General features: G+C 46.8%; 22 protein-coding genes, 1 tRNA gene and 1 pseudogene. 15 read left to right on the forward strand and 9 right to left on the reverse strand.

Annotation, left to right across the window (positions count from 1 at the left end):
* Positions 1–12: 12 nt before the first annotated feature.
* Positions 13–89 (forward strand) — tRNA-Asp (locus L1D31_RS21210).
* A gap of 404 nt (positions 90–493) precedes the next feature.
* On the opposite strand, the gene L1D31_RS21215 is transcribed toward L1D31_RS21210, so the two are convergent.
* Genes L1D31_RS21215 through hemC form a run of 4 tightly spaced genes read right to left on the reverse strand, consistent with a single transcriptional unit; the run spans position 494 to position 4,563 of the window.
* Positions 494–1,672 (reverse strand): heme biosynthesis HemY N-terminal domain-containing protein, encoded by a 1,179-nt coding sequence (locus L1D31_RS21215; RefSeq protein ID WP_239838967.1) that lies wholly within the window; start codon positions 1,670–1,672, stop codon positions 494–496.
* Complete coding sequence (locus L1D31_RS21220) at positions 1,672–2,877, reverse strand: uroporphyrinogen-III C-methyltransferase (protein WP_239838968.1); 1,206 nt, start codon at positions 2,875–2,877, stop codon at positions 1,672–1,674. The genes L1D31_RS21215 and L1D31_RS21220 overlap by 1 nt, the downstream gene beginning before the upstream one ends.
* 14 nt (positions 2,878–2,891) lie before the next feature.
* Complete coding sequence (locus L1D31_RS21225) at positions 2,892–3,620, reverse strand: uroporphyrinogen-III synthase (protein WP_239838969.1); 729 nt, start codon at positions 3,618–3,620, stop codon at positions 2,892–2,894.
* Between the two features lie 4 nt (positions 3,621–3,624).
* Entirely contained in the window at positions 3,625–4,563 is a 939-nt protein-coding gene (gene hemC, locus L1D31_RS21230) for a hydroxymethylbilane synthase (protein ID WP_239838970.1), read from the reverse strand.
* A gap of 334 nt (positions 4,564–4,897) precedes the next feature.
* On the opposite strand from hemC, the gene L1D31_RS21235 reads away from it, so the two are divergent.
* Complete coding sequence (locus L1D31_RS21235; protein ID WP_239838971.1) at positions 4,898–7,426, forward strand: class I adenylate cyclase; 2,529 nt, start codon at positions 4,898–4,900, stop codon at positions 7,424–7,426.
* 61 nt (positions 7,427–7,487) lie between these two features.
* On the opposite strand, the gene cyaY is transcribed toward L1D31_RS21235, so the two are convergent.
* On the reverse strand, positions 7,488–7,802 hold the full coding sequence (gene cyaY, locus L1D31_RS21240; RefSeq protein ID WP_239838972.1) for an iron donor protein CyaY: 315 nt from the start codon (positions 7,800–7,802) through the stop codon (positions 7,488–7,490).
* On the opposite strand from cyaY, the pseudogene L1D31_RS21245 reads away from it, so the two are divergent.
* From L1D31_RS21245 to yigB, 6 genes and pseudogenes are all read left to right on the forward strand, one after another.
* Positions 7,782–7,999 (forward strand): annotated as a pseudogene (locus L1D31_RS21245) (lipoprotein). The gene cyaY and the pseudogene L1D31_RS21245 sit on opposite strands and share 21 nt — an antisense overlap.
* A 23-nt stretch (positions 8,000–8,022) precedes the next feature.
* Positions 8,023–9,276 (forward strand): diaminopimelate decarboxylase, encoded by a 1,254-nt coding sequence (gene lysA, locus L1D31_RS21250; protein ID WP_239838973.1) that lies wholly within the window; start codon positions 8,023–8,025, stop codon positions 9,274–9,276.
* Between the two features lie 10 nt (positions 9,277–9,286).
* The gene (gene dapF / locus L1D31_RS21255; protein ID WP_239838974.1) at positions 9,287–10,117 is read left to right on the forward strand and encodes a diaminopimelate epimerase; all 831 of its coding nucleotides are present in this window, start codon (positions 9,287–9,289) and stop codon (positions 10,115–10,117) included.
* A 25-nt stretch (positions 10,118–10,142) separates the two neighbouring features.
* Positions 10,143–10,847 (forward strand): DUF484 family protein, encoded by a 705-nt coding sequence (locus L1D31_RS21260; protein ID WP_239838975.1) that lies wholly within the window; start codon positions 10,143–10,145, stop codon positions 10,845–10,847.
* Positions 10,819–11,748 carry a tyrosine recombinase XerC gene (gene xerC / locus L1D31_RS21265; RefSeq protein ID WP_239838976.1) on the forward strand — a complete coding sequence of 310 codons (930 nt, stop codon included), beginning with the start codon at positions 10,819–10,821 and terminating at the stop codon, positions 11,746–11,748. The genes L1D31_RS21260 and xerC overlap by 29 nt, the downstream gene beginning before the upstream one ends.
* A complete protein-coding gene (gene yigB / locus L1D31_RS21270; RefSeq protein WP_239838977.1) occupies positions 11,748–12,470 on the forward strand; it encodes a 5-amino-6-(5-phospho-D-ribitylamino)uracil phosphatase YigB in 723 nt (240 codons plus the stop codon). The genes xerC and yigB overlap by 1 nt, the downstream gene beginning before the upstream one ends.
* A 28-nt stretch (positions 12,471–12,498) precedes the next feature.
* Here the strand turns inward: yigB and L1D31_RS21275 are convergent, their stop codons facing one another.
* The gene (locus tag L1D31_RS21275; protein ID WP_239838978.1) at positions 12,499–13,098 is read right to left on the reverse strand and encodes a DTW domain-containing protein; all 600 of its coding nucleotides are present in this window, start codon (positions 13,096–13,098) and stop codon (positions 12,499–12,501) included.
* Between the two features lies 1 nt (position 13,099).
* Positions 13,100–14,620 (reverse strand): hypothetical protein, encoded by a 1,521-nt coding sequence (locus tag L1D31_RS21280; RefSeq protein ID WP_239838979.1) that lies wholly within the window; start codon positions 14,618–14,620, stop codon positions 13,100–13,102.
* A gap of 39 nt (positions 14,621–14,659) precedes the next feature.
* Between L1D31_RS21280 and L1D31_RS21285 the strand changes: the two genes are divergently transcribed.
* Positions 14,660–15,118: an EVE domain-containing protein gene (locus tag L1D31_RS21285; protein WP_239838980.1), complete on the forward strand. Its 459-nt coding sequence runs from the start codon at positions 14,660–14,662 to the stop codon at positions 15,116–15,118.
* On the opposite strand, the gene L1D31_RS21290 is transcribed toward L1D31_RS21285, so the two are convergent.
* Complete coding sequence (locus L1D31_RS21290; protein WP_239838981.1) at positions 15,119–15,946, reverse strand: Cof-type HAD-IIB family hydrolase; 828 nt, start codon at positions 15,944–15,946, stop codon at positions 15,119–15,121.
* 113 nt (positions 15,947–16,059) lie between these two features.
* Positions 16,060–17,049, reverse strand: a complete 990-nt coding sequence (locus tag L1D31_RS21295) for an alpha/beta fold hydrolase (RefSeq protein ID WP_239838982.1) — start codon at positions 17,047–17,049, stop codon at positions 16,060–16,062.
* An 86-nt stretch (positions 17,050–17,135) separates the two neighbouring features.
* On the opposite strand from L1D31_RS21295, the gene rhtB reads away from it, so the two are divergent.
* From rhtB to arsJ, 6 genes are all read left to right on the forward strand, one after another.
* Entirely contained in the window at positions 17,136–17,753 is a 618-nt protein-coding gene (rhtB, locus tag L1D31_RS21300; RefSeq protein WP_239838983.1) for a homoserine/homoserine lactone efflux protein, read from the forward strand.
* 21 nt (positions 17,754–17,774) lie between these two features.
* On the forward strand, positions 17,775–19,001 hold the full coding sequence (locus L1D31_RS21305; RefSeq protein WP_239838984.1) for an HDOD domain-containing protein: 1,227 nt from the start codon (positions 17,775–17,777) through the stop codon (positions 18,999–19,001).
* Positions 19,002–19,108: 107 nt separating this feature from the next.
* Entirely contained in the window at positions 19,109–19,450 is a 342-nt protein-coding gene (locus tag L1D31_RS21310) for a metalloregulator ArsR/SmtB family transcription factor (RefSeq protein ID WP_239838985.1), read from the forward strand.
* A gap of 23 nt (positions 19,451–19,473) precedes the next feature.
* Complete coding sequence (locus L1D31_RS21315; protein WP_239838986.1) at positions 19,474–20,475, forward strand: ArsJ-associated glyceraldehyde-3-phosphate dehydrogenase; 1,002 nt, start codon at positions 19,474–19,476, stop codon at positions 20,473–20,475.
* A gap of 12 nt (positions 20,476–20,487) precedes the next feature.
* Positions 20,488–20,979, forward strand: a complete 492-nt coding sequence (locus L1D31_RS21320; RefSeq protein ID WP_239838987.1) for a cyclin-dependent kinase inhibitor 3 family protein — start codon at positions 20,488–20,490, stop codon at positions 20,977–20,979.
* A 74-nt stretch (positions 20,980–21,053) separates the two neighbouring features.
* Positions 21,054–22,274, forward strand: coding sequence for an organoarsenical effux MFS transporter ArsJ (gene arsJ / locus L1D31_RS21325; RefSeq protein WP_239838988.1), 1,221 nt, complete (start codon positions 21,054–21,056; stop codon positions 22,272–22,274).
* The last annotated feature ends 25 nt before the right edge of the window (positions 22,275–22,299 follow it).

Genomic DNA, 22,299 nt, shown 5'->3' on the forward strand with positions numbered 1-22,299 from the left:
TCTAACCAGTGCGGAGCGGTAGTTCAGTTGGTTAGAATACCGGCCTGTCACGCCGGGGGTCGCGGGTTCGAGTCCCGTCCGCTCCGCCACTTATTCCAGACCTCAGCAGCAATGCTGGGGTCTTTTTGTATCTGCCGTATTATTGTTGGTCTTGAGGCCAACGACTCCCAGATGCCCATAACCTTTAACTAACTCTCTCCACTACTGTTAACCACTTATTGATAAACCCAGCCCGCAGGCTGGGTTTTTGTTGTTTAGAGACAATGGTGTCGATTATTCGAAAAGTGGCAGAGGCTCCCACAATAAATCTCCGGCCTTTGAGTCTTAATACTTTGTCATTCTAAGGCGAATAACCTTAGTGATGAAGCCTTTGTTTATCATGGTTTGTCGTGAGGAACAAACTTAGTTTGATGACTAGGTGTAGCCACGAATATTACTTATACGCACAAAAAAGCCGACCATCAGGTCGGCTGAAGATGATATCGCTAGGGTGCTAAGCTTGGACTAACGTCAATGCTTTCTTTGATACTTCATGAGCAGCCTTCGTCATGTTTTGTTTTTCTAACGCATCAGCTAAAGATGAATAATCCGCTACGCTTGAGCGAACAGAAAGCGCTTTTTCTAAATGCTGTTGTGCCTCAGACCAGTTTTGATTTCTTAAATGGAACTGAGCAAGGGCACTGTGTGCGTGGGCGTTGTTACCATCTTTTTTGAGAGCCTCTTCTAGGAAGACTATAGCTGGATGTTCATCGGCCAAATTCATATCGGGTAATAAAGTGTATAGGTTGGAAGCTGGGTGTTTCTTAAGACTCTCTTTTATCAACGTGAAGGCCTCATTGTCTGCTTTACGAGCCATTAGCTGTTTTGCAAAACATTCGACTAAATGAGTATCGTTTTTTTGTTTACGGGCAAGACTGTTCCAATGGGTGATCAGCCCTTCACTGCCTTTTTGTTCAGCGACTTGCTCTAACAGACCGCACTGAGCACGTTTGTTCAATTGCTCCTGCTCATCTTTCGCAATGATTTTATTTTTTGCTAGGCTAGGCAAAGTGTCCAGCAGTGGCTGCCACATTTTTAGCTCGACATAGACACTCTTAAGTAGGTTAAGAACAATGCGGTTTTCTGGGTAGTCGGATTTTAGTTTGGTTAGGGTGTCTAAGGCATGTGTGTATTGCGCTTCTCTTACCTGCTGTTTTGCTCTGGTCAATTCAACGGCCAGTTGAGCATTTTCCTGCTCAGATGCCAGTTTAAGGTAGTGGTCACGTTTTTTCTTATCGCCCATTCCTTGCGCTGCTTCTGAAGCGACTAGGTAACACAGCAGCGGCATGTCGTGATGGTTAGCCCAGCGAGTGGCTTTCTTCTCTGCCGACTTGAAGTCACCTTCAAGTAATTTGATGATCCCTTCATTGGTATAGCGGCGAGAACGGCGCATCTTACGCACACTGAAATAGTTCCAAGTTGCTGAGCTGGCCGAGAACGTTTTCTTGATTAAAAATTCCAAGCCAAAAAGTGAGGCTAAAGTTGCAATAATGAAAATTACTAGCGTTGTGACACTCATCTCGATGGTTTTATCGGCCATCGAGATCAGTACATAGCCCTGCTGACCCGCATATTGGGTTCCGGCAAACAGCCCAGCCCCTAAGACAACGAAGAGAAAAATGATTCTGAACATTATTTTTCCTCCGTAACCAGAGTGGTGACTTCACGGCGCAGGCGATCACGAATCACGTCGGACAGAATTTGCTGTGTTTCAAGTTTCACCGGGTAGTCGACTTGTACATTCTGCTTGCTTAGCATTTCCAGAGTTTTATTGAACTCGATAACGGTGTTGGCGTCTTGGTTGAAGAATGCACTCGACCATTTGTCGGCAGTGGTTAATGCTGCTTGATAAATATCTTGCTGCTCAACGTACACCGCTTTAATCGCTGTTTCTAATTTGGCCTTAATGTTTTCTTTAAGATAGAAATGTTGTTCAGGCGATAACAGAGGAATGACATTGCCATCTCGAGTGCGGAAGGTAATGAAATTCTCCGAGAAGTCTTTGAGTGAAGTCATCAGGTTATCTTTCCAATCATAGATGTCTTCTGAGACCTGTTGCTCTTTCTGCTCTTGTGCTTCAGGAAGAATGGCATTGGCTAACGGCAGGCTGTCAACTTGCTGTTGTAGTGCTGTTAATCTGAGAACAAGGCCCTCGCGGTCGATAATGGGCACAGACTTAAGCTTCGTAATGTCATTGGCCATTGATTTACGTAACGGCACCAAGCTTGGGTCATTCAGTGCTGCGATACGCTGATCGGCATTTTCCATCAATTTAGTGGCACTGACTGCATCATGTTCTAGAAATAACTTACGGCCTGCCAGTTTGACTAGGTAGTCTGCCTCGGCAAGTAGCCAATCGTTGGGGCGACGGCCTTTGACATCAGCAATTGCAAGTTGCAAGCTTTCAATACTTTTCTGCTGTTGCGATAAAGCGGTTTCGGTTTTATGAGTGATTTCCGTTGCTTTTTCTAAGGTTACTTTCTGAGTAGCAACGAGGTCTTGCTTAACGGAGGCTGTGGTTTGCTCTAGTTGTGTTTTAAGTGATTCAATTTGGGATTGATATTGAGCGCTTTGTTGCTCCATCTGAATGGTTAAGCCGCCACCAAATATCAGTGAAATCACGATGGCGACAGCACCGAGTTTGATCCCGCGCTTTGCATTTTTTTCTTGTTTGGTAGTGTCTGTTGACGCTGTAGGCTCAGACTTTTTATCGGAAGACGTAGAGGGAGATTCAGACGCATTGGAAGTATCATTGGAAGACTGTTGAGTCTCAGCAGGTGACGCTGTTTCTTGGTCTTTCTCAGGTTCAATGTGGTCGTTTTTATTTTTACTTGTCATTGGTCTTGTCCTGTTCACTTTGGCCGGAGAGTAGCCAGTAAATCTTTATTGGAAGCGCTGCCGGTATTATTTACATGGAGAAACCCCAGCTGTTGCGCTTCATTTGCGATACGTTCACTCGGTACATAGAGTTGCAACCCGAATGCCCAGTTCAATTGCGCTGGTGTCAGCTGAGATACAAAGTAACTTAGCTGACCTGAACTGGTGATGACTAATTGTTGAATGTCTTTATCCTGCCATAGAGGTACCAACAAATCTGAGTCAAAAGCGAGGTTTTCTCGTTTGTATACCTCAAAGTAGCGGATTTGAGCTCCTCTGGATTTGAGCGATTCATAGATGAGTTCTCGACCACCATTGCCTCGTAGGATAACCACCTTTTTGTCTTTGACGTTTTTAAGTATGTCCAGCTTGAGTAGGTGCTCGCTGTCACCAACGTCAGGGTAGTGTACTTTTTGCTGGCTAAGTTTGCTTAAAACATGTGCGGTTTTTTGACCGACGGCAATGTAGGACGCTGCTTTCGGCCATTTTTGTTGAGGTAGGAAAGCCTTTTGTGTGAGCGTTACCGCATGTTGACTGACAGCAATAATGAGGTCGAATTGTGCGAGCTGAGATGAAATGCCGGGGAGATCTTCCCCAGGTCGAATTTCAATAAGACAATGGTGTAACGCGCAGACTCCTGCGCGATTGAGTTGATGGCAGAGTGCGCGGCCTTGTTCACCGGGCCGAGTGACCAACACTGCCATCGGCTTACTCGTGATCCGCGTACAGTCTGGTCAATATATCACGCGCCCCATCGTCAAGTAATTGATTAGCTAAAGTGACACCCAGCTTTTCGGCTTCGGTACGTGGACCTTTGATCTCACCACGCACAATCTTTGAACCATCGGGCTCACCGACTAGAGCTCGAAGCCAAATATAATCACCATCTAGAAGAGAATAACTACCAATAGGCACCTGACAGCCACCTTCTAGTGTGAGGTTCATGGCGCGTTCGCACAGAACGCGATCGGCGGTATCTTTGTGGTTGAGTGGCTCAAGTAGTTTAATCAGACGCTCGTCATTAAGGCGACATTCAATGCCAACAGCCCCTTGTCCTACAGCAGGCAGAGATTGCTCCGGTTCGATAAAGCTGCGGATTCGTTCTTCAAGTTCGAGGCGTTTTAGGCCTGCTGCGGCAAGGATGATGGCATCATATTCTCCGGCATCAAGTTTACCCAAACGCGTTCCAACGTTGCCGCGAAGCTCTTTGATCACTAGGTCAGGACGGTATTCCTTAATCTGGCATTGACGACGCAGGCTGCAAGTACCCACTACAGCACCTTGTGGTAATTCATCAATGTTGTTGTAGGTATTGGATACGAAAGCATCACGCGGGTCTTCACGTTCGCAAATCGTGACCAGCCCTAAGCCCTCTGGAAAATCAACGGGCACGTCTTTCATTGAGTGGACCGCCAAATCTGCGAGTCCTTCTAACATGGCGACTTCAAGCTCTTTTACGAATAAACCTTTACCTCCAACTTTCGCCAGAGGAGTGTCGAGAATAACGTCACCTTTGGTGACCATGGTGACAAGTTCAACTTGTAAGCCGGGGTGTGCAGCTTGAAGTGCATCTCGTACATAATAGGCTTGCCAAAGGGCGAGAGGGCTTTTGCGTGTGGCAATTCGAATTGGAGTCGATTGTGTCATGATGGTCTTTGGATAACAGTTTAGATGGGCTAATCCTACCATTCTCTAAGAAAAAGTCTTCCTGCTAGATCGTCTCGTTGAAAGTGAGTTATTGGGCTAGCAGAAAATATTCAAAATAGTGTGATGAGTATCTCGTTTGCAAAATGGGCTATTATTACAAAAGGTAGATACGTACCACACTATGTCGCGTGAATATTGATGAACAAAACAGTGTCGAACCGATCGTACATTTCTTTACCAAACGAAATAAAAGTGTTAAATTGATCACGTTTTGTTAGTGCTTTAGAGCAATTTATCGCCAGAGCACAGTTAGGAATTAACCAAGGAATCACCCTTGCAGGCTTATACAAAGACGCTTATTCAAAGACTTGATAATCTAAACCAGCAGCGTATTGAGCGCGCGCTGGCTCTTATGGATATGCAAAGTCAGCGTGTATTCCATCTTATTCCTACTCTTCTTCATTTCAATCATCCAGTCATCCCAGGTTATTACGACTCCCAAGTCCCTTTTGGTGTATACGGTCTCGAATTTAATGAGGTGCAACAGCAGTTTGTTGAAGACACAGAATTGACGATTGGTCAGTCACTTCGAACCAGCGTTGAGCCCGCTATTCTTGGCTTGTATACCATGGGAAGTACTTCTTCCATTGGGCAGAGCACTTCAAGCGATCTCGATATCTGGGTATGTGTATCTCCCTCAATGAGCTGTGAAGAAAGAGAATGCCTGACCAACAAATGTTTGCTGATCACCGATTGGGCTCAGAGCCAAGGGGTTGAGGCGAACTTCTTCCTGATGGATGAAGAACGTTTTCGCACCAATCGTTCTGAAGAAATGACAGGGGACAACTGTGGCTCATCCCAGCACCTACTATTGTTGGATGAATTCTATCGTTCCGCGGTTCGTCTTGCGGGCCAGCGTTTATTGTGGCAAATCGTGCCACCAGAGATGGAAGAGTGCTACGACGAATACGTGCGTGATCTGTGCAGCCAAGGTTACATTGATTGCTCACAGTGGATTGATTTTGGTCAGTTGAACCGCATTCCGGCTGAAGAGTATTTTGGCTCGAACTTATGGCAGTTGTATAAGAGCATCGACTCTCCATATAAGTCCGTGCTAAAAGCCATCCTGCTTGAAGCGTATTCATGGGAATACCCTCATACGCAACTTCTCAGTCTTGATACCAAACGTCGCTTCTTTGCTCATGAGCCAGATCTCTACGGTATGGATGCTTACTACTTGATGCTTGAAAAGGTGACCCGCTATCTTGAACGCATTGGGGACTACAATCGTCTTGATCTAGTACGTCGCTGTTTTTATCTCAAAACGCACGAGAAGTTGTCTCGCGAACCTGGAATGGGTTCCGTTGCTTGGCGCCGTGAAGCGATGAGCGACATGATCAAAACATGGAATTGGGACCACTCCGTACTTGTTGAGTTGGACGATCGCCGTAACTGGAAAGTAGAGCAAGTTAAAGTGGTTCACCATGCTTTGCTTGATGCTTTGATGTTGAGCTACCGCAACCTGATTCAATTTGCTCGTCGTAATGACATCACTTCTGCCATCAGTCCACAAGATATCAGTATCCTGGCGCGTAAGCTCTATGCGGCGTTTGAGGTTTTACCGGGTAAGGTAACTTTGCTGAACCCGCAAATTTCCCCTGACTTACACGAGCCAGACTTGAGCTTTATTGAAGTCAGACCGGGTCGTACAAACCGAGCGGGTTGGTATCTCTATAAGCAACCCCTTCAGCCCGATCGTATCCTTGGTCAACCATTCCTTGAGCACAATGAATATCTCAGTAAGTTGGTTGCTTGGTCATTCTTTAATGGTTTGATTACAGAATCGACGCGTCTGCACTCAGTGGTTCGCGATGCTCATCTGGATATTGATAAGTTTTATCAGATGGTCAGTGACTTGCGTAATACCTTCTCATTACGTAAACGCCGCCCAACGATGCAGGCCTTGGCGAGTCCTTGTGAAATTAGCCAACTGGCGATGTTCATCAACTTTGAGGATGACCCAACAGCGGAGCTGAGTGGCCGTGCTCTGAAGGTAGATCTGAAAACGACCGATATTTTTAGCTTCGGCTCAAAGCAGACTTGTCTGGTCGGTAGTGTCGATCTGGTGTATCGCAACTCTTGGCATGAAGTCCGTACGCTGCATTTCAAAGGTGAAACGGCCATGCTCGATGCGCTGAAAACCATTCTGGGTAAAATGCACCAAGATGCGTTGCCTCCTGAGTCAGTTGATGTGTTCTGCTACAGTAAAAATCTACGTGGGGTGATGCGCAACATGGTGTATCAACTACTGGCGGAGTGTATAGATTTGCGTCTCAAGCCGATTGAACAAGAGAAGCGTCGCCGCTTTAAAGCGCTGCGTATTGCTCAGCAAACCTATGGTTTGTTTTTTGAGCGTCGGGGCGTGTCTGTGCAGATGTTGGAAAACTCTATTGATTTCTATCGCAGCATCTCGACCAGCAAGTTAAAAGGACCACCGTTGCTGGTCTTGGATAAAGAGCAGGACTACCAGTTGCCGGAGATCGTTGACAGTTTTGCCAGTGAGGGGCTGATTCAGTTCTTCTTTGAAGATTCTGAACAGGGCTTCAATATTTACGTGCTGGATGAAGCGAATCGCGTTGAGGTATACCATCAGTTCAGCGGTATGAAAGATGAGATGATTGCCAGTGTGAATAGTTTTTACACGTCAGTCAAAGATGACAATCAGTTGTCGACCCAGTTTATTAACTTTAATTTACCGCAGTACTATCAAATTGTTCACCCTGAAGAAGGGGATTCTTATATCGTGCCATATCGTAATGATGGCGCGAACTATTCCAAGCCAAGTCGGGCGGTGAATGCGTAATTCGAATCGATGAAAAAGAGCACGTTATGTGCTCTTTTTTGTATCGGAGTTTTACAGGGAATTAAACCCACTCGATCTCTTCATCTGAATGCTTTTCACATTCCTGCTTAACCATCGCAATCAGCTCTAGGCCTGTTTTGGAACAAACCCATTGCTCGTTGACCATCGCGAAGTGGAAGCCACCAGATTTGGATGCCAGCCAGATTTCTTTCATTGGTTCTTGGCGATTAATAATGATTTGGCTGCGATCCTCAAACTCTAGAGTCATTACATTGCCAGACGTTTCGTAATCAATGTCCGCGCCTGAATCATCAATCATTTCTTCGATGATTTGCATTTGAACATCTGCCTGCTGATGAAATTCAGTCTCGTTCATCTTTTTATCCTATTGCTTTTCCTGAGTGTGGTGCGATTATAGGGGGCATTGAAAGATTAATCACGACACAACCCATGAAAAAATCACTCATCGCTCTGTTTCTTTTATCTGTTCTGGGTTTGGCCGGCTGTGGTCAGACAGGTCCTCTTTATATGCCCGAAGATGCCTCCCAGAATAAGCAGCCTTCACAACAATAAATAACAACATAAGGGATAGCATTTTGGATTACTTCAACTATCAGGATGATGGCCAACTTTGGGCCGAAGATGTTCCACTGACAGACTTAGCAGAGCAATTTGGAACGCCACTATACGTATATTCCCGCGCGACGTTTGAGCGTCACTGGAATGCATTTGATAAATCCGTGGGTGAGCACCCACACCTAGTGTGTTATGCGGTCAAAGCGAATTCGAATTTAGGTGTGCTCAATACGCTGGCTCGTCTAGGTTCCGGTTTTGATATCGTTTCAGGTGGTGAACTGGAACGTGTTATTGCTGCAGGTGGTCAAGCAAGTAAAGTGGTTTTCTCCGGTGTGGGTAAGACGGCGGCTGAAATGAAACGCGCCCTAGAATTGGGTATCAAATGTTTCAATGTTGAATCTGAACCGGAACTAGAGCGCCTTAACAAGGTGGCGGGTGAACTAGGGGTGAAAGCGCCCATTTCACTACGCATTAACCCAGATGTTGATGCCAATACGCACCCTTATATTTCAACGGGTCTGCGTGATAATAAGTTTGGCATTGCCTTTGATCGCGCGCCTGCGGTATATCAGTTTGCACAAAGTCTCGAGAATTTGGAAATCAAAGGTATCGACTGCCACATTGGTTCTCAGCTTACAGATATTGAACCGTTTATTGATGCCACTGATCGCTTGTTGGCGCTTATTGATGATTTAAAAGCGCAAGGTGTGAATATTGAACACCTTGATGTGGGTGGCGGTCTAGGTGTGATTTATCGCGATGAATTACCACCTGAGCCTTCTGAGTATGCCAAAGCACTTCTAGGCAGACTGAAGAATCACCAAGATCTAGAACTTATTTTTGAACCGGGCCGTGCTATCGCTGCTAACGCTGGGGTGTTGCTGACCAAGGTTGAATTCCTAAAACATACCGAACATAAAAATTTCGCCATTATCGATGCTGCGATGAATGACCTGATGCGTCCGGCTTTATATCAAGCATGGCAGGACATCGTCCCTGTCATTCCTCGTCAAGGGGAACCTGTGACATACGATCTGGTTGGCCCTATTTGTGAGACAGGCGATTTCCTTGGTAAAGATCGCGCTTTGGTGTTGCAAGAGAATGACCTGCTTGCGGTTCGTTCAGCTGGTGCGTATGGCTTTGTGATGTCATCGAACTACAATACACGTACCCGGGTCGCTGAAGTGATGGTGGATGGCAATAAAGCTCACCTAGTACGTCAGCGTGAAGAGCTGTCGAGCCTTTGGGCCCTAGAAAACATTCTTCCGGAGTAATTGGCGTCTTATGCATTTCCACTTTTCTAAAATGCATGGTTTGGGTAATGACTTTATGGTCGTTGACTGCATTACTCAGAACATCTTCTTTTCTCCTGATTTGATCCGCCGCTTGGCGGATCGTCATACAGGAGTCGGCTTCGACCAGCTTTTGGTGGTGGAAGCCCCTTATGATCCCGAAACCGATTTCCACTACCGCATCTTCAATGCCGATGGCAGCGAAGTGGAGCAGTGTGGCAACGGTGCGCGCTGTTTTGCCCGCTTTGTGCGTATGAAAGGTTTGACCAATAAATACAGCATCAGTGTCAGCACTAAAAAAGGCAAGATGGTTCTCAATATCGAGGAAGACGATCAGGTGACGGTTAACATGGGTGTACCGGAATTTGAGCCAAGTAAGATCCCATTCAAAGCCAAACAGACCGAAAAAACGTACATCTTACGAGCTGAAGACAAAACTTTGTTCTGCGGTGCGGTGAGCATGGGTAATCCTCATGTTGTGACCGTGGTTGATGACACTCAAACCGCCGATGTGGATACTTTAGGGCCACTGCTGGAATCTCACGAACGCTTTCCTGAAAGAGTCAATGCGGGTTTTATGCAGGTGTTAAGTCGCAATGAAGTCAATCTCAGAGTCTATGAGCGCGGTGCCGGAGAAACTCAGGCGTGTGGTAGTGGTGCTTGTGGTGCGGTTGCAGTGGGCATTGTGCAGGAACTGTTGGATGAGAAGGTCACAGTCAATCTGCCCGGTGGATCGCTAAAAATTAGCTGGCAAGGACCAGATAAACCACTTTACATGACTGGCCCAGCCACACATGTATTCGATGGTCAGCTAAGCTGTTAATAAGAAAATAATTAAAGGAACGAACGTGTCGCAGATTGAAGCGGATGCGCTGACCGCAGAGGTTGTTGCTGAATATTTACGTGACAACCCAGATTTTTTTAGTACCCGACGTGACTTAGTTGATCGCCTTGCTTTACCCAATCAGGAGCAGGGCGCCGTTTCGTTGGTCCACGTCCAAATGACTAGGCAGCGCCAACGTATTGAAGAGTTGGAAGAAGAGATCACGACTCTGATGTCGCTGGCGAAAAATAATGATCGTACTTTTCATGAATTTATGAGCCTACAGGAGCACGTTCTGACTTGTGATGCGCTGCTTCCTGCGATAAAAGCCGTGGAAGAAATGGCGAAATCTCTAGGCTTAGTCGCCTATGTACGTTTGCTAGACAATGAATCATCGTATTATTCGCTCGATAAAGACAATTATCACCGATTCGCGACCAATCATCTCAATGGTAAAAGCGCTTATTTGGGAAGAATGCGTAAAGCGGATCGAGAGTTGTTATTTGGTGAAACAACGCGTGCGCCAGAGATGGGGTCTTACGTTGTGTTGCCACTGAACAAGAAAACACTACAAGGTATTTTAGCCTTTTCCAGCAGTGATGGGGGGCATTTCCAGCCGCACATGGACACCTTATTCTTGCGCCATCTTGCTCTGGTGCTTTCTCACTTGATTGAAACCCTTCCATGGCAAAGCGATGACCATGAGCGACTCAGTAATACCTCTGCCTAACGGACTCCAAAGCCCTCTCAATCGCTTCTACGAGTATTTGAGAAGTGAGAAAGGACTGAGTCTTCATACCCAGCGTAACTATAAGCAACAACTGGAAACCATGGCCCATCACCTAGTCTCTATGGGATTGAAAGATTGGTCTCAGGTCGATGCGGCTTGGGTGCGTCAACTGGCAAGTAAAGGCATGCGTGATGGCATGAAAGCGAGCAGCTTAGCGACCCGATTGTCGGCGCTGCGTAGTTTTTTTGATTTCCTAATCCTGCGTGGTGAGTTGACTGCAAACCCTGCTAAAGGGGTGTCGGCTCCACGTAAGAAAAGGCCTTTACCCAAGAATCTTGATGTGGATGAAGTGGGTCAGCTACTCGAAGTTAACGAAGATGACCCGTTGGCGATACGTGACCGCGCCATGATGGAACTCATGTATGGGGCTGGTTTACGACTGGCGGAAATGGTCAGTGTTGATGTTCGCGATGTGAGTCTATCGTCGGGTGAGATACGCGTTGTAGGTAAAGGCGATAAAGAGCGCAAAGTGCCTTTTGCTGGTATGGCGGAGGAGTGGGTTGCAAAGTGGCTCAAGGTTCGTAGTGCATTGGCTAATGCCGATGAAACTGCCCTGTTCGTGTCTAAACTGGGTGTACGGATTTCGCATCGCAATGTGCAGAAACGTATGGCGGAATGGGGACAAAAGCAGTCTGTTGCAAGCCATATTAGTCCGCATAAACTTCGTCACTCATTTGCTACTCACATGTTGGAGTCAAGTAATAACCTCAGAGCCGTTCAGGAATTGCTAGGACACGAGAATATTTCTACTACTCAGATCTATACGCATTTGGATTTCCAACACCTCGCTGATGTTTACGACCAAGCTCATCCAAGAGCTAAAAAGAAAGAGAGCGAGTAATGCATTTCTATCGTCAGCTGCCGGTCATTGAAGCGATGACGTTTGACCTTGATGACACCTTGTATGACAACCGCCCAGTGATACGTCGAGTCGAGACACAGGTGACGACTTGGCTGCACAAGCATCATCCGTTGTCTGCCAGTAAGCCTTCAAGCTGGTGGTGTGAATTGAAGATGGAGTTAGCAAAGGCCGATAGCTGGCTGATGAATGATATGACGCTATGGCGTCAGACTCAGATTGAACAAGGCCTCTATCGCCTTGGTTATGAGCAAGCCGAGGCTAAGCATGCTGCTGAGCAAGCGATTGAAGAAGTCCTCCGTCTACGCAGTGATTTTTCAGTCCCAGAGCAAACGCATCAAGTGATGCAGCAACTGGCGAAACGTATACCTTTAGTCGCAATCACCAATGGTAATGTGGATGCTGAGCGAATCGGTCTTTCCCCATACTTTTCTTTAATCCTCAAAGCGGGCCCCGACGGATTTGCTAAACCTCATCCACAGATGTTTAATAAAGCAGCCCAGCATCTTCAATGCCCTGCTCATCGCATTTTGCATGTAGGTGACCATTTGGTGAGTGATGTCCAAGGCGCCAAGCGTAGCGGTTTGTCGGCATGTTGGTTTAACGATCAGAATGCCAGCCTTATGCAGCATCGTAGGGCTCGGAGCCTACCTGATGTTGAGATTGCCAGTTTGTCAGAGTTACTGTTGTTGATTGAGAGCTAAGTGACGCCTTGATAAACAAGGCGTTTGGCTATTTTAATCGGTGGCCGCTTTTGTCAGCTTGGAATGCTTGCATGTAGTGGCGGAGAAATGCACGCAGTTGCTCAGCTTGATGTTGTTGCCCTAAAGTGCGGATGATTTCCGCTCCTACTTCCAGTGTACAGAGGTTTCCCGCCTCCTGATTCCGTCTGAGCTGGTAGCAGGACTCACTCTCAGGAGCGAGGTGAACGGTTGTCAATTCTCTGAGCCATGGGCTTTTGCGCAGCATCTTTTTGGCTTCCTGCCAAGTCCCATCCAAAATAATGAACAGTGGTATTCTTCCTTGCTGGCTGGCGTTCTCAGCCTTAGCCTTCAGAGGCTGACTTTCCTCACTGGGAAATACCAACAATGGTTGGTATTGTTCATCTGAGATGAGTCTGCTCAGTTCAGGGCAGGGCAGTGTACGTTGCCAAACGTGTTGGCTGCTTGGTTGAACGGCTTTGAGTAGCCAGCGTCCGGTATTGGTTACGCGGTGTTGCTCATTTTCGTGTATGAGTGTTGCAATATAAAAAGAAGCACTCACGGAGGGTAAGTGCTCACATACACAATTATAGTTCAGTAAACAGCCTGGGCATGGAGTGAGGGCTTCCATATTAAAGTGTGACTCCACCCTGATGCGGCGTCAGTCCATCGGAAAAAAGTTGAACTGGGCTGATGTCATCATAATTTGCCACTGGAGCCATGCTTGGATTGAGTGGGTATTGGTTACCGTCAAATTGCAACGTATGTTGATTCGGGACGGCACCTCCGCCACTGACAAACATCACCAAGTCACGCCAATGATGATGCTCTTGTGTCCCCAGGTTTAATGGGGTTTGAACCAGCGTGATGCGACTGTTGAATTGCCACTTCTGATTAACATGGTTAAAAATCAATAAAGTGCAACCACCTGAGCCACACCAGTCTAACTGAGCCAGTAGCTCTTTTTGGCCATCACCATTGAGATCATAGGTGAGCCAGCGGTAACGTGTTCCCGTTGGATCTTGTTTTTCGCTTTTGAAGTAGTCACGTAATGCTCTATCAACCTGGGGATTGAATTCGGCACTGGATGGAATTTTATTACCGCTTTCACTGGTGGTAGGGGGCAAGTGGACGTCGTTCGCCTTAAAAAGTGTCAGTCCACCATCGGCAATATCGTAGATAACGTCACCTACTTTTTCCTGTGCAGCATTCAACTGATTGTTCTTTTTGGTGTAGATACGCTCTGACTTTAATTTCTGTCCTTGTAGGTGAGTACTTACAACCTGGACTTGATGGCGGTTTAACTGTTGCCAGAAACCTTTCTCTACGGTATCTGCACCGCCATTTTGATAATGATAAGTGGTACTCGCGGTGTGATCTGAGTTCATAGACAAAGTAACGCTAAATGGAGAGCTTTGACTGGCTTGCGCTTGGTACGTGTCGGCCCATTGCTGAGTGGCGTCTTGATTAGACAGTGTGGCGCAGCCGCGATAGGTTTTCTCTCCTACCTTTAACGAAGCGCGCCAACCATACAGACTGTCACTCATGCCATCATTGCAACTGCGTTGATTTAGCTCTAATTGACCCTGTTGGAATGTATAACGGCGGCGATCAGCTTCAAGTTTGGTTGAGGTCAGTTCAAATTGTTGTGCTTCCTCACCCATCACAGTGAATTTCAAAGCATTACCCACAAATTGTACCGACCAAAACGGTTCATTACCGAATGCTTTGGTGGGTTGAGTTGGTTGAGTGCAGCGATGAGGGTTTTCAGCTGTGAGTAAGTTGATTTTGTCGACTACAAAGCGTGCTGCATAGTCAGCAGCGAAACCCTCTTTCCCTGGGGCTTCAAGATGACCAATCACTTCACCATACAAGGGTGCATAAGGCGAGCGTACGAGCTTCATTCCTTGCTGGAAACGGTCTGCAGGTAGATCCAACCAATATTGCTGTTGGCTACCACAGGGGACAATGGAGCGGACTTCATGGCCAAGGACGACTTCGCCACGCATAACAAAAGTCTGAGGTTTGATTGAGGAAGGGTTATTCAGTGACGCTTGTGGAGCCTGTAACTTTTCTGCATCGGATTGAAAACCGGAACAGGCCTGAAGGGCCAGTAAGATCGTGAGTGCGACTGGGTTTCTTAACGCCTTCATGCTATATCTTCCTCATCATAAAATCATTCGGACGTCATTATGGCATATTGGCTATTCAAAACAGAACCTGACACTTTCTCTATTGACACACTTCGAACACAAAATATCTCTTGCTGGGAAGGCGTGCGTAATTATCAGGCGCGCAACATGATGCGAGATGAGGTGAAAGAAGGTGATTTGGTATTGATTTATCACTCCTCTTGTAAAAAGGTTGGCGTGGCTGGGATCGCAAAAGTCGTCAAAGAGGCTTATCCGGATCATTTTGCCTTTGATCCTGAGAGTGATTACTTTGACCCTAAGTCGTCATCAGACAAACCTCGCTGGGTCATGGTCGACGTTGAATTCGTTCGTAAGACCAAGCGATTGATTCCTTTGTCGGTCATGAAAGCGATGCCAGAACTAGAGAACATGCCGCTAGTGAAGCGAGGCAATCGCCTGTCGATCATGCCGGTGACTGAGCAGGAATGGCAGGCGATCCTAGAGAAGGAAGTGCTCTGACTAGAACAAGTGAGTATGTAGGTAGTGAGCGACCGCATCGTCTGCATTGCTACCTATGACTTCATTCTCTGGTAAAGCCTGTTTTACTTTAATGTGGGACGTTTCCATCACTAAGCCTTTCCCTGCCATTGACAACATTTCGACATCGTTCATGCCATCGCCAAAAGCAATGCAGTTTTCCAGTGTTAGATTGAGAGACTCAGCGACAACTTTAAGGGCTTCTCCTTTCGATACCTCAGCGGCCATTACCTCAAGACACCAAGGTGTGGAGAAAGCGATGTTGAGCTGGTCACCAAACTTGTCATTTAACTGCTGCTCAAACTTAACCAAGTGCTCGTGATCTTTGGCTGGATGAGTGAAGAAGATTTTTGCAATCCCGTCTGTGGGTGCGGCCTTTGCTTCAAAGAGTTGATAGGCAAAACCGGAGTCGCTATGAAATTTCGCTAGCATGTCGTCTTCACGGTCCAGCAGCCAGCTTTCGTTTTGGTACATGTGGATAAAAATGTCTGGATCTTGCCTGATCACATCGATCACTGGCTGCACAAGTTCTGATGGGACATTATGGCTGTACATCAGGTTGTCATGCTGATCATGAACCCGAGCCCCATTGGAAGTGATCATGTAGGCTGGGATCGCCGTTTGCTTTCGGATGCCCGCTACATCGACGTGGTGACGACCAGTCGCAAAGATAAAGGTGTAGCCTTTCTGATGCAGTTCACTCAGCGTTTGTTTCGAGAATTCACTGAGCTGGTGGTTAGGGGCCAGTAAAGTACCATCAAGGTCGGAAGCAACCAATTGGAAAGGCGTCTCTTTGTGTGTGTCTGTCATATCACCCTCATGCGTAATGCGTTAATAGCCCCCGGAAAGGCAGAGCCGTCATTCTACTGGAACTGAAAGGGGAAAAAGAGGGTAAAGTTCACTCTCCATTGTTTCCTGTTTTATCAATGCTGATGGAAGAAAGTTAGGATAGCGTCCAAGGCTTGATCGCGATATTCATCTTTCTCAAACAATACTTCATGACGAGCGTTGTAGATGATTTTGAGCGCACATTGATAATTGGTTTTAGCTAACTTCTTGATGAATTTGATCTGGGCTGGATTAGAAACGATTTGATCACCGCTGGCTTGAAGTAACAACAATGGAATCTTGATATGGCGAGTCATCAAGTGACACTTTTTGGCAGCCATCAACCCTTGCCATACCCACCGTGTACTGGCGCCACCAATTTTCAGTTCTGGCTTTTGCTCATAGAGATCATGGAACCAGTGATAGCGAACATGACTGTGAGTCAGGTTGTTGCCTTCAAAGATTCCTGAGCAATAGGGTGTTTGACCCGGAGCAAAGCTGGGTTTCGCTGACAGTGCTGTCATTATCTGACCAAGTGGAATTGCGATTGGCCTAAGGTGCCATGGCAGGTGGACACCAAACATGGGTGCGCTGAGAGATACTGCAGAGAAAGTGTGGTCAGGGTAGGTCTGAAGATAGCGTGTGGCAACATTCCCCCCCATTGAGTGGCCGAGCAGATAACGTTTTTTATATCCCGTCAAATCGAAATGCGCTATTAGTTGGTGCAAGTCCTGAATATAATCTTCGAACTCTTCGACATAGCCCATTTGTTTATCTTCGATAAGTCGATCTGAAAACCCTTGGCCTCTGTGGTCGAAGGAGTAGATATCATAGCCTTGCTGAAACAAGTCATAGAATAATTCCTGATATTTCCAGACGCACTCTTTACGGCCATTAACCACCACGATCGCTTTGGAGTGCTCAGGAGAGGTAAGTTTCACCCAGAACAGCCGGGTGTTATCAAATGATTTAATAAACCCTTCTTCACGAGAGTGCCAGAATTGAGCAATATTGCTATTGATTGCTTGCTCAAAATTCGACTCTTGAGTATAAGGTGACTTAATGCTGGTGCTCGATTCATTCATGATATCGGGGGCCTGCTTTCAATACAGATAAGTGAACACGTCTAAATTATGTGTGGCTAAAGTATTTTAGTCGAGAGGAAAACACGATGGATATGCATGTTTGGTTAGCCTATGTCGTTACCGCAGTGGTATTCAGCCTTGCACCAGGTTCAGGCACCGTCAATTCAATCAGTAATGGTTTGAGTTACGGAACTCGTAAATCTTTATCAGCAATAGCGGGGCTTCAGATTGGTCTGGCGTTGCACATTGTGTTGGTTGGGGCCGGGATTGGTGCCTTGGTAGCTCAATCGGCAACAGCCTTTACAGTGATTAAATGGGTGGGTGCGGCGTACTTAGTATGGCTAGGTATTCAGAAGTGGCGTGATACGTCGGGGCTGGCTACCGCTACTGAAGGGCAGAGCCTGTCGGGTAAAACCTTAATGCGCAACGCCGTACTGATTAACCTGACCAACCCTAAATCGATCGTGTTCTTGGTTGCATTATTCCCGCAATTTATTGACCCAGCCAAAGATCAACTGACGCAATTGGTAGTGCTGGGAGTGACGACGGTCGTGATTGATTCGATTGTGATGCTAGGATACACCTCGTTAGCCTCCCAATTGGGGCGTTTCATCCGCTCTGATAAGATTATGAGTAAGATCAACAAGGTATTTGGTTCCATGTTTGTCGGTTGTGGGGCATTATTAGCGGCTGCCAAAGCATAGTATTTGGGGATGTAATAGCGAATGCGCGATACCTATGTGGCTCGTCAGCCCATTTTTAACGCCAAAAGACAAACTCTCGGCTATGAGTTGTTGTTCCGTGACGGAGAAAACAATGCATACCCAGCTCATGTCGATTCCAACCGTGCAACGTATCGTTTAATTGTTGAGAACTTTCTATCTCTGGGTATGAATCCCGCCTTGCCGCAATCACGCAGTTTTATTAACTTCCCTTATAAGAGCCTGATCCGCCGTTTACCACTTGTGCTGCCTAAAGAGCAGATTGTTGTGGAAGTGTTGGAAACCTGCCCGCCAACGGATGAGTTGTATGAGGCAATCAAGGAGCTCAATTCCTCAGGGTACATCATTGCTTTAGATGACTTTGTATATAGCCCTGAATGGGAGCGCTTTCTGCCGTTCGTGCAGATCATTAAACTTGATATCATGGCGATGGGTTTAGAGGCGGCTTGCGAATTTGTCAAAGAACGGCGCTCCCGGGGTATTCGACGTAAATTTCTTGCGGAGCGGGTGGAAACCGAAGAAGAGTTCTTAACCACACGCTCTGCTGGCTTTTCGTTTTTTCAAGGCTTCTTCTTCAGTAAACCTGAAATCATTCGTCAGCAGTACATCAGCCCAGAGCAAGTGATCGCAATGGAGCTGCTCAGTGAGGTGTGCAAGACCAACGTCGATTTTGAAAAGGTCGAAGCGATTGTTGCCAAAGATGTCGCCTTATCTTACAAATTACTTCGCTTTGTCAATACGATGTCGGAGAGGCTTGAAGTCACCATCTCATCGTTTAGGCAAGCTTTGGTGTACCTTGGCGAAGATAAGCTACGTATTTTTGTCTCACTGGCGGTGGCGTCGTTTATCTCCGCTAAAAAGCCTAAAGAGCTGTATAACCTTTCCTTACAACGAGCTCAGTTTTGCCAGTTGATGGCGAACGAAAACCCTTTCAGCCAGTTCCGTGAACAGGCGTTTTTGATAGGTCTATTCTCTACTCTAGACGCTTTACTGGATTTATCGCTTGAAGAGTTAGTTCAGCAATTACCTCTTAATCAGGCGATTAAGGTCGCTTTACTTGAGCGCCAAGGGCCTTATGGCATCTTGCTTGGATTGGAAGAGTGCTATGAACGAGCAGACTGGCAGGGTATGCAGGATGCGTGTCAACAGCTCAACCTTTCCGTTGATGATGTCATGCCACGCATTTCAGAGGCGCAGCGCTGGAGTCAGGATATCAACCGCCTCGTGTAAAGCAGCTTCTCCATTGTGTGAATATTTTATGACAATCTGACAGGGACATTGATCTTCACTTTTATTTAAATAAATATATACGCATATCCGTATATGAGTATGTATAAATGTTGCCACATCAGTTTTTCAAATTATTATCCGACGAAACCCGAGTTCGCTGCCTGATGTTGATAGAACGTGAAGAATGTTTATCGGTCGGGGAGCTGACAGAAGCCCTTCAAGAAAGCCAACCGAAAATTTCTCGTCATCTTGCTCAGTTACGCTCGAGTGGAATTCTGGTTGACGTTCGTCAGGGCCAATGGGTGTTTTATCGTTTATCCGCAGATTTACCGGGTTGGATGAAAAAACTGATTGATGATCTTGTCGCGTCTAACTGCCTGAAAACAGAGTACCAACAAGATATAGAAAGACTTCATGCCATTCAGGCTCGTCCTGTTTGCTGCCAGTAATTTGAAATAAGAGGGATGGAAAGATGACAGTTAAAGTCGGAATTAACGGTTTTGGTCGTATTGGACGTTTAGCGCTACGGGCGGCGTTTGATTGGGAAGAGCTGGAGTTTGTCCAGATCAATGATGTGGCGGGTGATGCCGCAACACTCGCACACCTGCTGGAGTTTGATTCAGTTCAAGGACGTTGGAGTTACGAAGTCAAAGCGGAAGGCGATAACATTTTGATTAACGGTCAGGTTATCAAAACGACGCAAGAGAAAGACATCGATGCTATCGACTGGTCTGGTTGTGACGTCGTGATCGAAGCGACCGGCAAACACCGTAAAACCTCGCTTCTTAACAAGTATCTAGCTCAAGGTGTGAAAAGAGTTGTGGTTTCTGCGCCGGTTAAAGAAGAAGGCGTGGCGAACATTGTGGTGGGTGTGAATGATCATATCTTTGACCCAGCAGTGCATCAGATTGTTACGGCAGCGTCTTGTACGACTAACTGTATTGCGCCAGTGGTTAAAGTGATTCATGAGAAATTAGGTATCGCGCAGTCTTCTTTTACCACTATCCATGACCTGACCAACACGCAAACTATTCTTGATGCGCCACATAAAGATTTGCGCCGTGCCCGTGCGTGTGGCATGAGCCTTATCCCGACAACGACCGGCAGTGCAACAGCGATTGTGGAGATCTTCCCAGATCTGAAAGGCAAGATTAACGGCCATGCGGTGCGCGTTCCTCTGGCTAACGCGTCACTCACAGACATCATCTTTGATGTGAAACGTGATACCACAGCGGAAGAAGTGAATGCGTTGCTTAAAGAAGCATCGCAAGGTGAACTGAGCGGTATTCTTGGTTTTGAAGAGCGTCCGCTGGTATCGATTGATTACAAAGGCGACCAACGTTCAACCATCGTTGATGCGCAGTCAACTATGGTGGTAGGTAGCCGCATGGTGAAGATCTATGCTTGGTACGATAATGAAATGGGCTACGCGACACGTACTGCAGAGTTGGTACGTAAAGTGGGCTTGGCATAAGGAGTAATTGAGATGACACATCCGACTTGGCAATTGGACCTTGAGCAAGGTGCGTTAGTACTTACTCCTTGCCCGGGTACTAAAGGTGTTGATCTGGAAGCTTCGCTTGTGCAACTAAAAGAGCAAGGTGTTGAAGCGATAGTGACGGCGCTGGATAACACAGAGTTAGAGAACAAAGGCGTTGCTCAGCTTGGTGAAGTGACAGAAAAACTAGGTATGCGGTGGTTTCAGCTTGAAATTGAAGATGACTGCGCACCGGGTGATGACTTTGCCGTGAAATGGCAGCAAGCCAGCTCTGCTCTGCATCAGGTTGTCGATAATGGCGGTAAAGTTGCGATGCATTGCATGGGCGGGTCAGGTCGTACTGGCCTGTTGGCCGCGCATCTGCTGCTAGAAAAACAGTGGCCGTTGAGCGACATTGTTAAAGAGGTACAGGCGCTACGTCCAGGTGCCTTTACCAAACCTGTTCAGGTCGATTACATCAACGCAGTCGCGGCGAAATAATCCTTTGAGGAGCTTTTGGATCATAGGTGTCCAAAAGCTCCCATAGCTGTACATAAAAGAAAATTGGGTACTCTATGATCGCAAATCTGAGTAAGAGTGTGCGTCAATATATGCTGGTGACGTTCAATTACTGGAATTTCACCATTACTGACGGCGCGTTGAGAATGCTGGTGGTGCTGTATTTCCATGATCTGGGTTACAGCACGTTAGAAATCGCATCCCTGTTTTTGTTCTACGAGTTCTTTGGTGTGGTAACCAACTTGATTGGTGGTTGGCTTGGCGCTAGGCTAGGCTTAAACAAAACCATGAACCTTGGACTGGCGATGCAGATAGTGGCACTGGCGATGCTGGCAGTTCCCAATGTCTGGCTGACCATACCTTGGGTGATGCTGGCTCAGGCGTTGTCTGGTATTGCCAAAGATCTCAATAAGATGAGTGCCAAAAGTTCCATCAAGGCACTGGTGCCTGATGAGCAGCAAGGCGCTTTGTATAAGTGGGTCGCGATTCTGACGGGGTCTAAAAATGCCCTTAAAGGTGTTGGCTTCTTCATCGGTGGTTTACTGCTGTCTCTGATAGGCTTTAAGTATGCGGTGCTGCTAATGGCGGGTGTGTTGACACTGGTTCTGATCGGCAGCTTAATCGGCCTTGAAAGTGATTTGGGTAAAGCCAAAAACAAGCCTAAGTTCAGCCAGATTTTTTCTAAGTCGAGTTCAATCAATATCTTGTCTGCAGCACGTATGTTCCTGTTTGGGGCACGAGATGTTTGGTTTGTTGTCGCCCTACCTATCTATCTGGGCAGTGTGTTTGGCTGGGATCACTTTTGGGTTGGCGGCTTCTTAGCGACTTGGGTGATTGCTTACGGTTTTGTCCAAGGCTTTGCCCCTAAGATCACGGGGAAAGCACAAGGTAAAGTCCCTGACGGCAGTGCAGCACTGATGTGGGCTGGCTTGCTGGCGGTGATCACCGCGGGCGTTGCTTATGCAGTGCAAATTGGCTGGCAACCTCAGTTGGTCATCGTAGTTGGACTTTTGATTTTTGGTGCTGTATTTGCGGTTAACTCTTCCTTGCATTCCTATCTGATCGTCAGCTATGCCAAAGGGGATGGCGTATCACTGGATGTCGGCTTCTACTATATGGCGAATGCCATGGGGCGCTTAATTGGTACAGTGCTGTCAGGTTGGATATTTCAGGTTGCGGGTTTGGCCGCGTGCTTATGGGTTTCCTTTGCATTTCTTGCGCTGACTACCCTGATTTCCATCAAGCTGCCTAAGGTGAGCAATCCCGCAACTGCTTAAATTAAGAACAATTTCATGACTAAAA

Source organism: Vibrio sp. Isolate23, assembly GCF_022398095.1.
Taxonomy (GTDB): Bacteria; Pseudomonadota; Gammaproteobacteria; order Enterobacterales; family Vibrionaceae; genus Vibrio; species Vibrio coralliilyticus_A.

Excerpts from the sequence above, each read along its gene's own strand:
- cyaY (WP_239838972.1), bottom strand. The coding sequence starts at position 7,802 with ATGAACGAGACTGAATTTCATCAGCAGGCAGATGTTCAAATGCAAATC.
- L1D31_RS21225 (WP_239838969.1), bottom strand. The coding sequence starts at position 3,620 with ATGGCAGTGTTGGTCACTCGGCCCGGTGAACAAGGCCGCGCACTCTGC.
- L1D31_RS21220 (WP_239838968.1), bottom strand. The coding sequence starts at position 2,877 with ATGACAAGTAAAAATAAAAACGACCACATTGAACCTGAGAAAGACCAA.
- yigB (WP_239838977.1), top strand. The coding sequence starts at position 11,748 with ATGCATTTCTATCGTCAGCTGCCGGTCATTGAAGCGATGACGTTTGAC.
- L1D31_RS21285 (WP_239838980.1), top strand. The coding sequence starts at position 14,660 with ATGGCATATTGGCTATTCAAAACAGAACCTGACACTTTCTCTATTGAC.
- L1D31_RS21310 (WP_239838985.1), top strand. The coding sequence starts at position 19,109 with ATGTTGCCACATCAGTTTTTCAAATTATTATCCGACGAAACCCGAGTT.
- hemC (WP_239838970.1), bottom strand. The coding sequence starts at position 4,563 with ATGACACAATCGACTCCAATTCGAATTGCCACACGCAAAAGCCCTCTC.
- xerC (WP_239838976.1), top strand. The coding sequence starts at position 10,819 with ATGAGCGACTCAGTAATACCTCTGCCTAACGGACTCCAAAGCCCTCTC.
- dapF (WP_239838974.1), top strand. The coding sequence starts at position 9,287 with ATGCATTTCCACTTTTCTAAAATGCATGGTTTGGGTAATGACTTTATG.
- rhtB (WP_239838983.1), top strand. The coding sequence starts at position 17,136 with ATGGATATGCATGTTTGGTTAGCCTATGTCGTTACCGCAGTGGTATTC.
- L1D31_RS21305 (WP_239838984.1), top strand. The coding sequence starts at position 17,775 with ATGCGCGATACCTATGTGGCTCGTCAGCCCATTTTTAACGCCAAAAGA.
- L1D31_RS21315 (WP_239838986.1), top strand. The coding sequence starts at position 19,474 with ATGACAGTTAAAGTCGGAATTAACGGTTTTGGTCGTATTGGACGTTTA.
- L1D31_RS21215 (WP_239838967.1), bottom strand. The coding sequence starts at position 1,672 with ATGTTCAGAATCATTTTTCTCTTCGTTGTCTTAGGGGCTGGGCTGTTT.
- L1D31_RS21320 (WP_239838987.1), top strand. The coding sequence starts at position 20,488 with ATGACACATCCGACTTGGCAATTGGACCTTGAGCAAGGTGCGTTAGTA.
- L1D31_RS21290 (WP_239838981.1), bottom strand. The coding sequence starts at position 15,946 with ATGACAGACACACACAAAGAGACGCCTTTCCAATTGGTTGCTTCCGAC.
- L1D31_RS21280 (WP_239838979.1), bottom strand. The coding sequence starts at position 14,620 with ATGAAGGCGTTAAGAAACCCAGTCGCACTCACGATCTTACTGGCCCTT.
- L1D31_RS21275 (WP_239838978.1), bottom strand. The coding sequence starts at position 13,098 with ATGGAAGCCCTCACTCCATGCCCAGGCTGTTTACTGAACTATAATTGT.
- L1D31_RS21295 (WP_239838982.1), bottom strand. The coding sequence starts at position 17,049 with ATGAATGAATCGAGCACCAGCATTAAGTCACCTTATACTCAAGAGTCG.
- arsJ (WP_239838988.1), top strand. The coding sequence starts at position 21,054 with ATGATCGCAAATCTGAGTAAGAGTGTGCGTCAATATATGCTGGTGACG.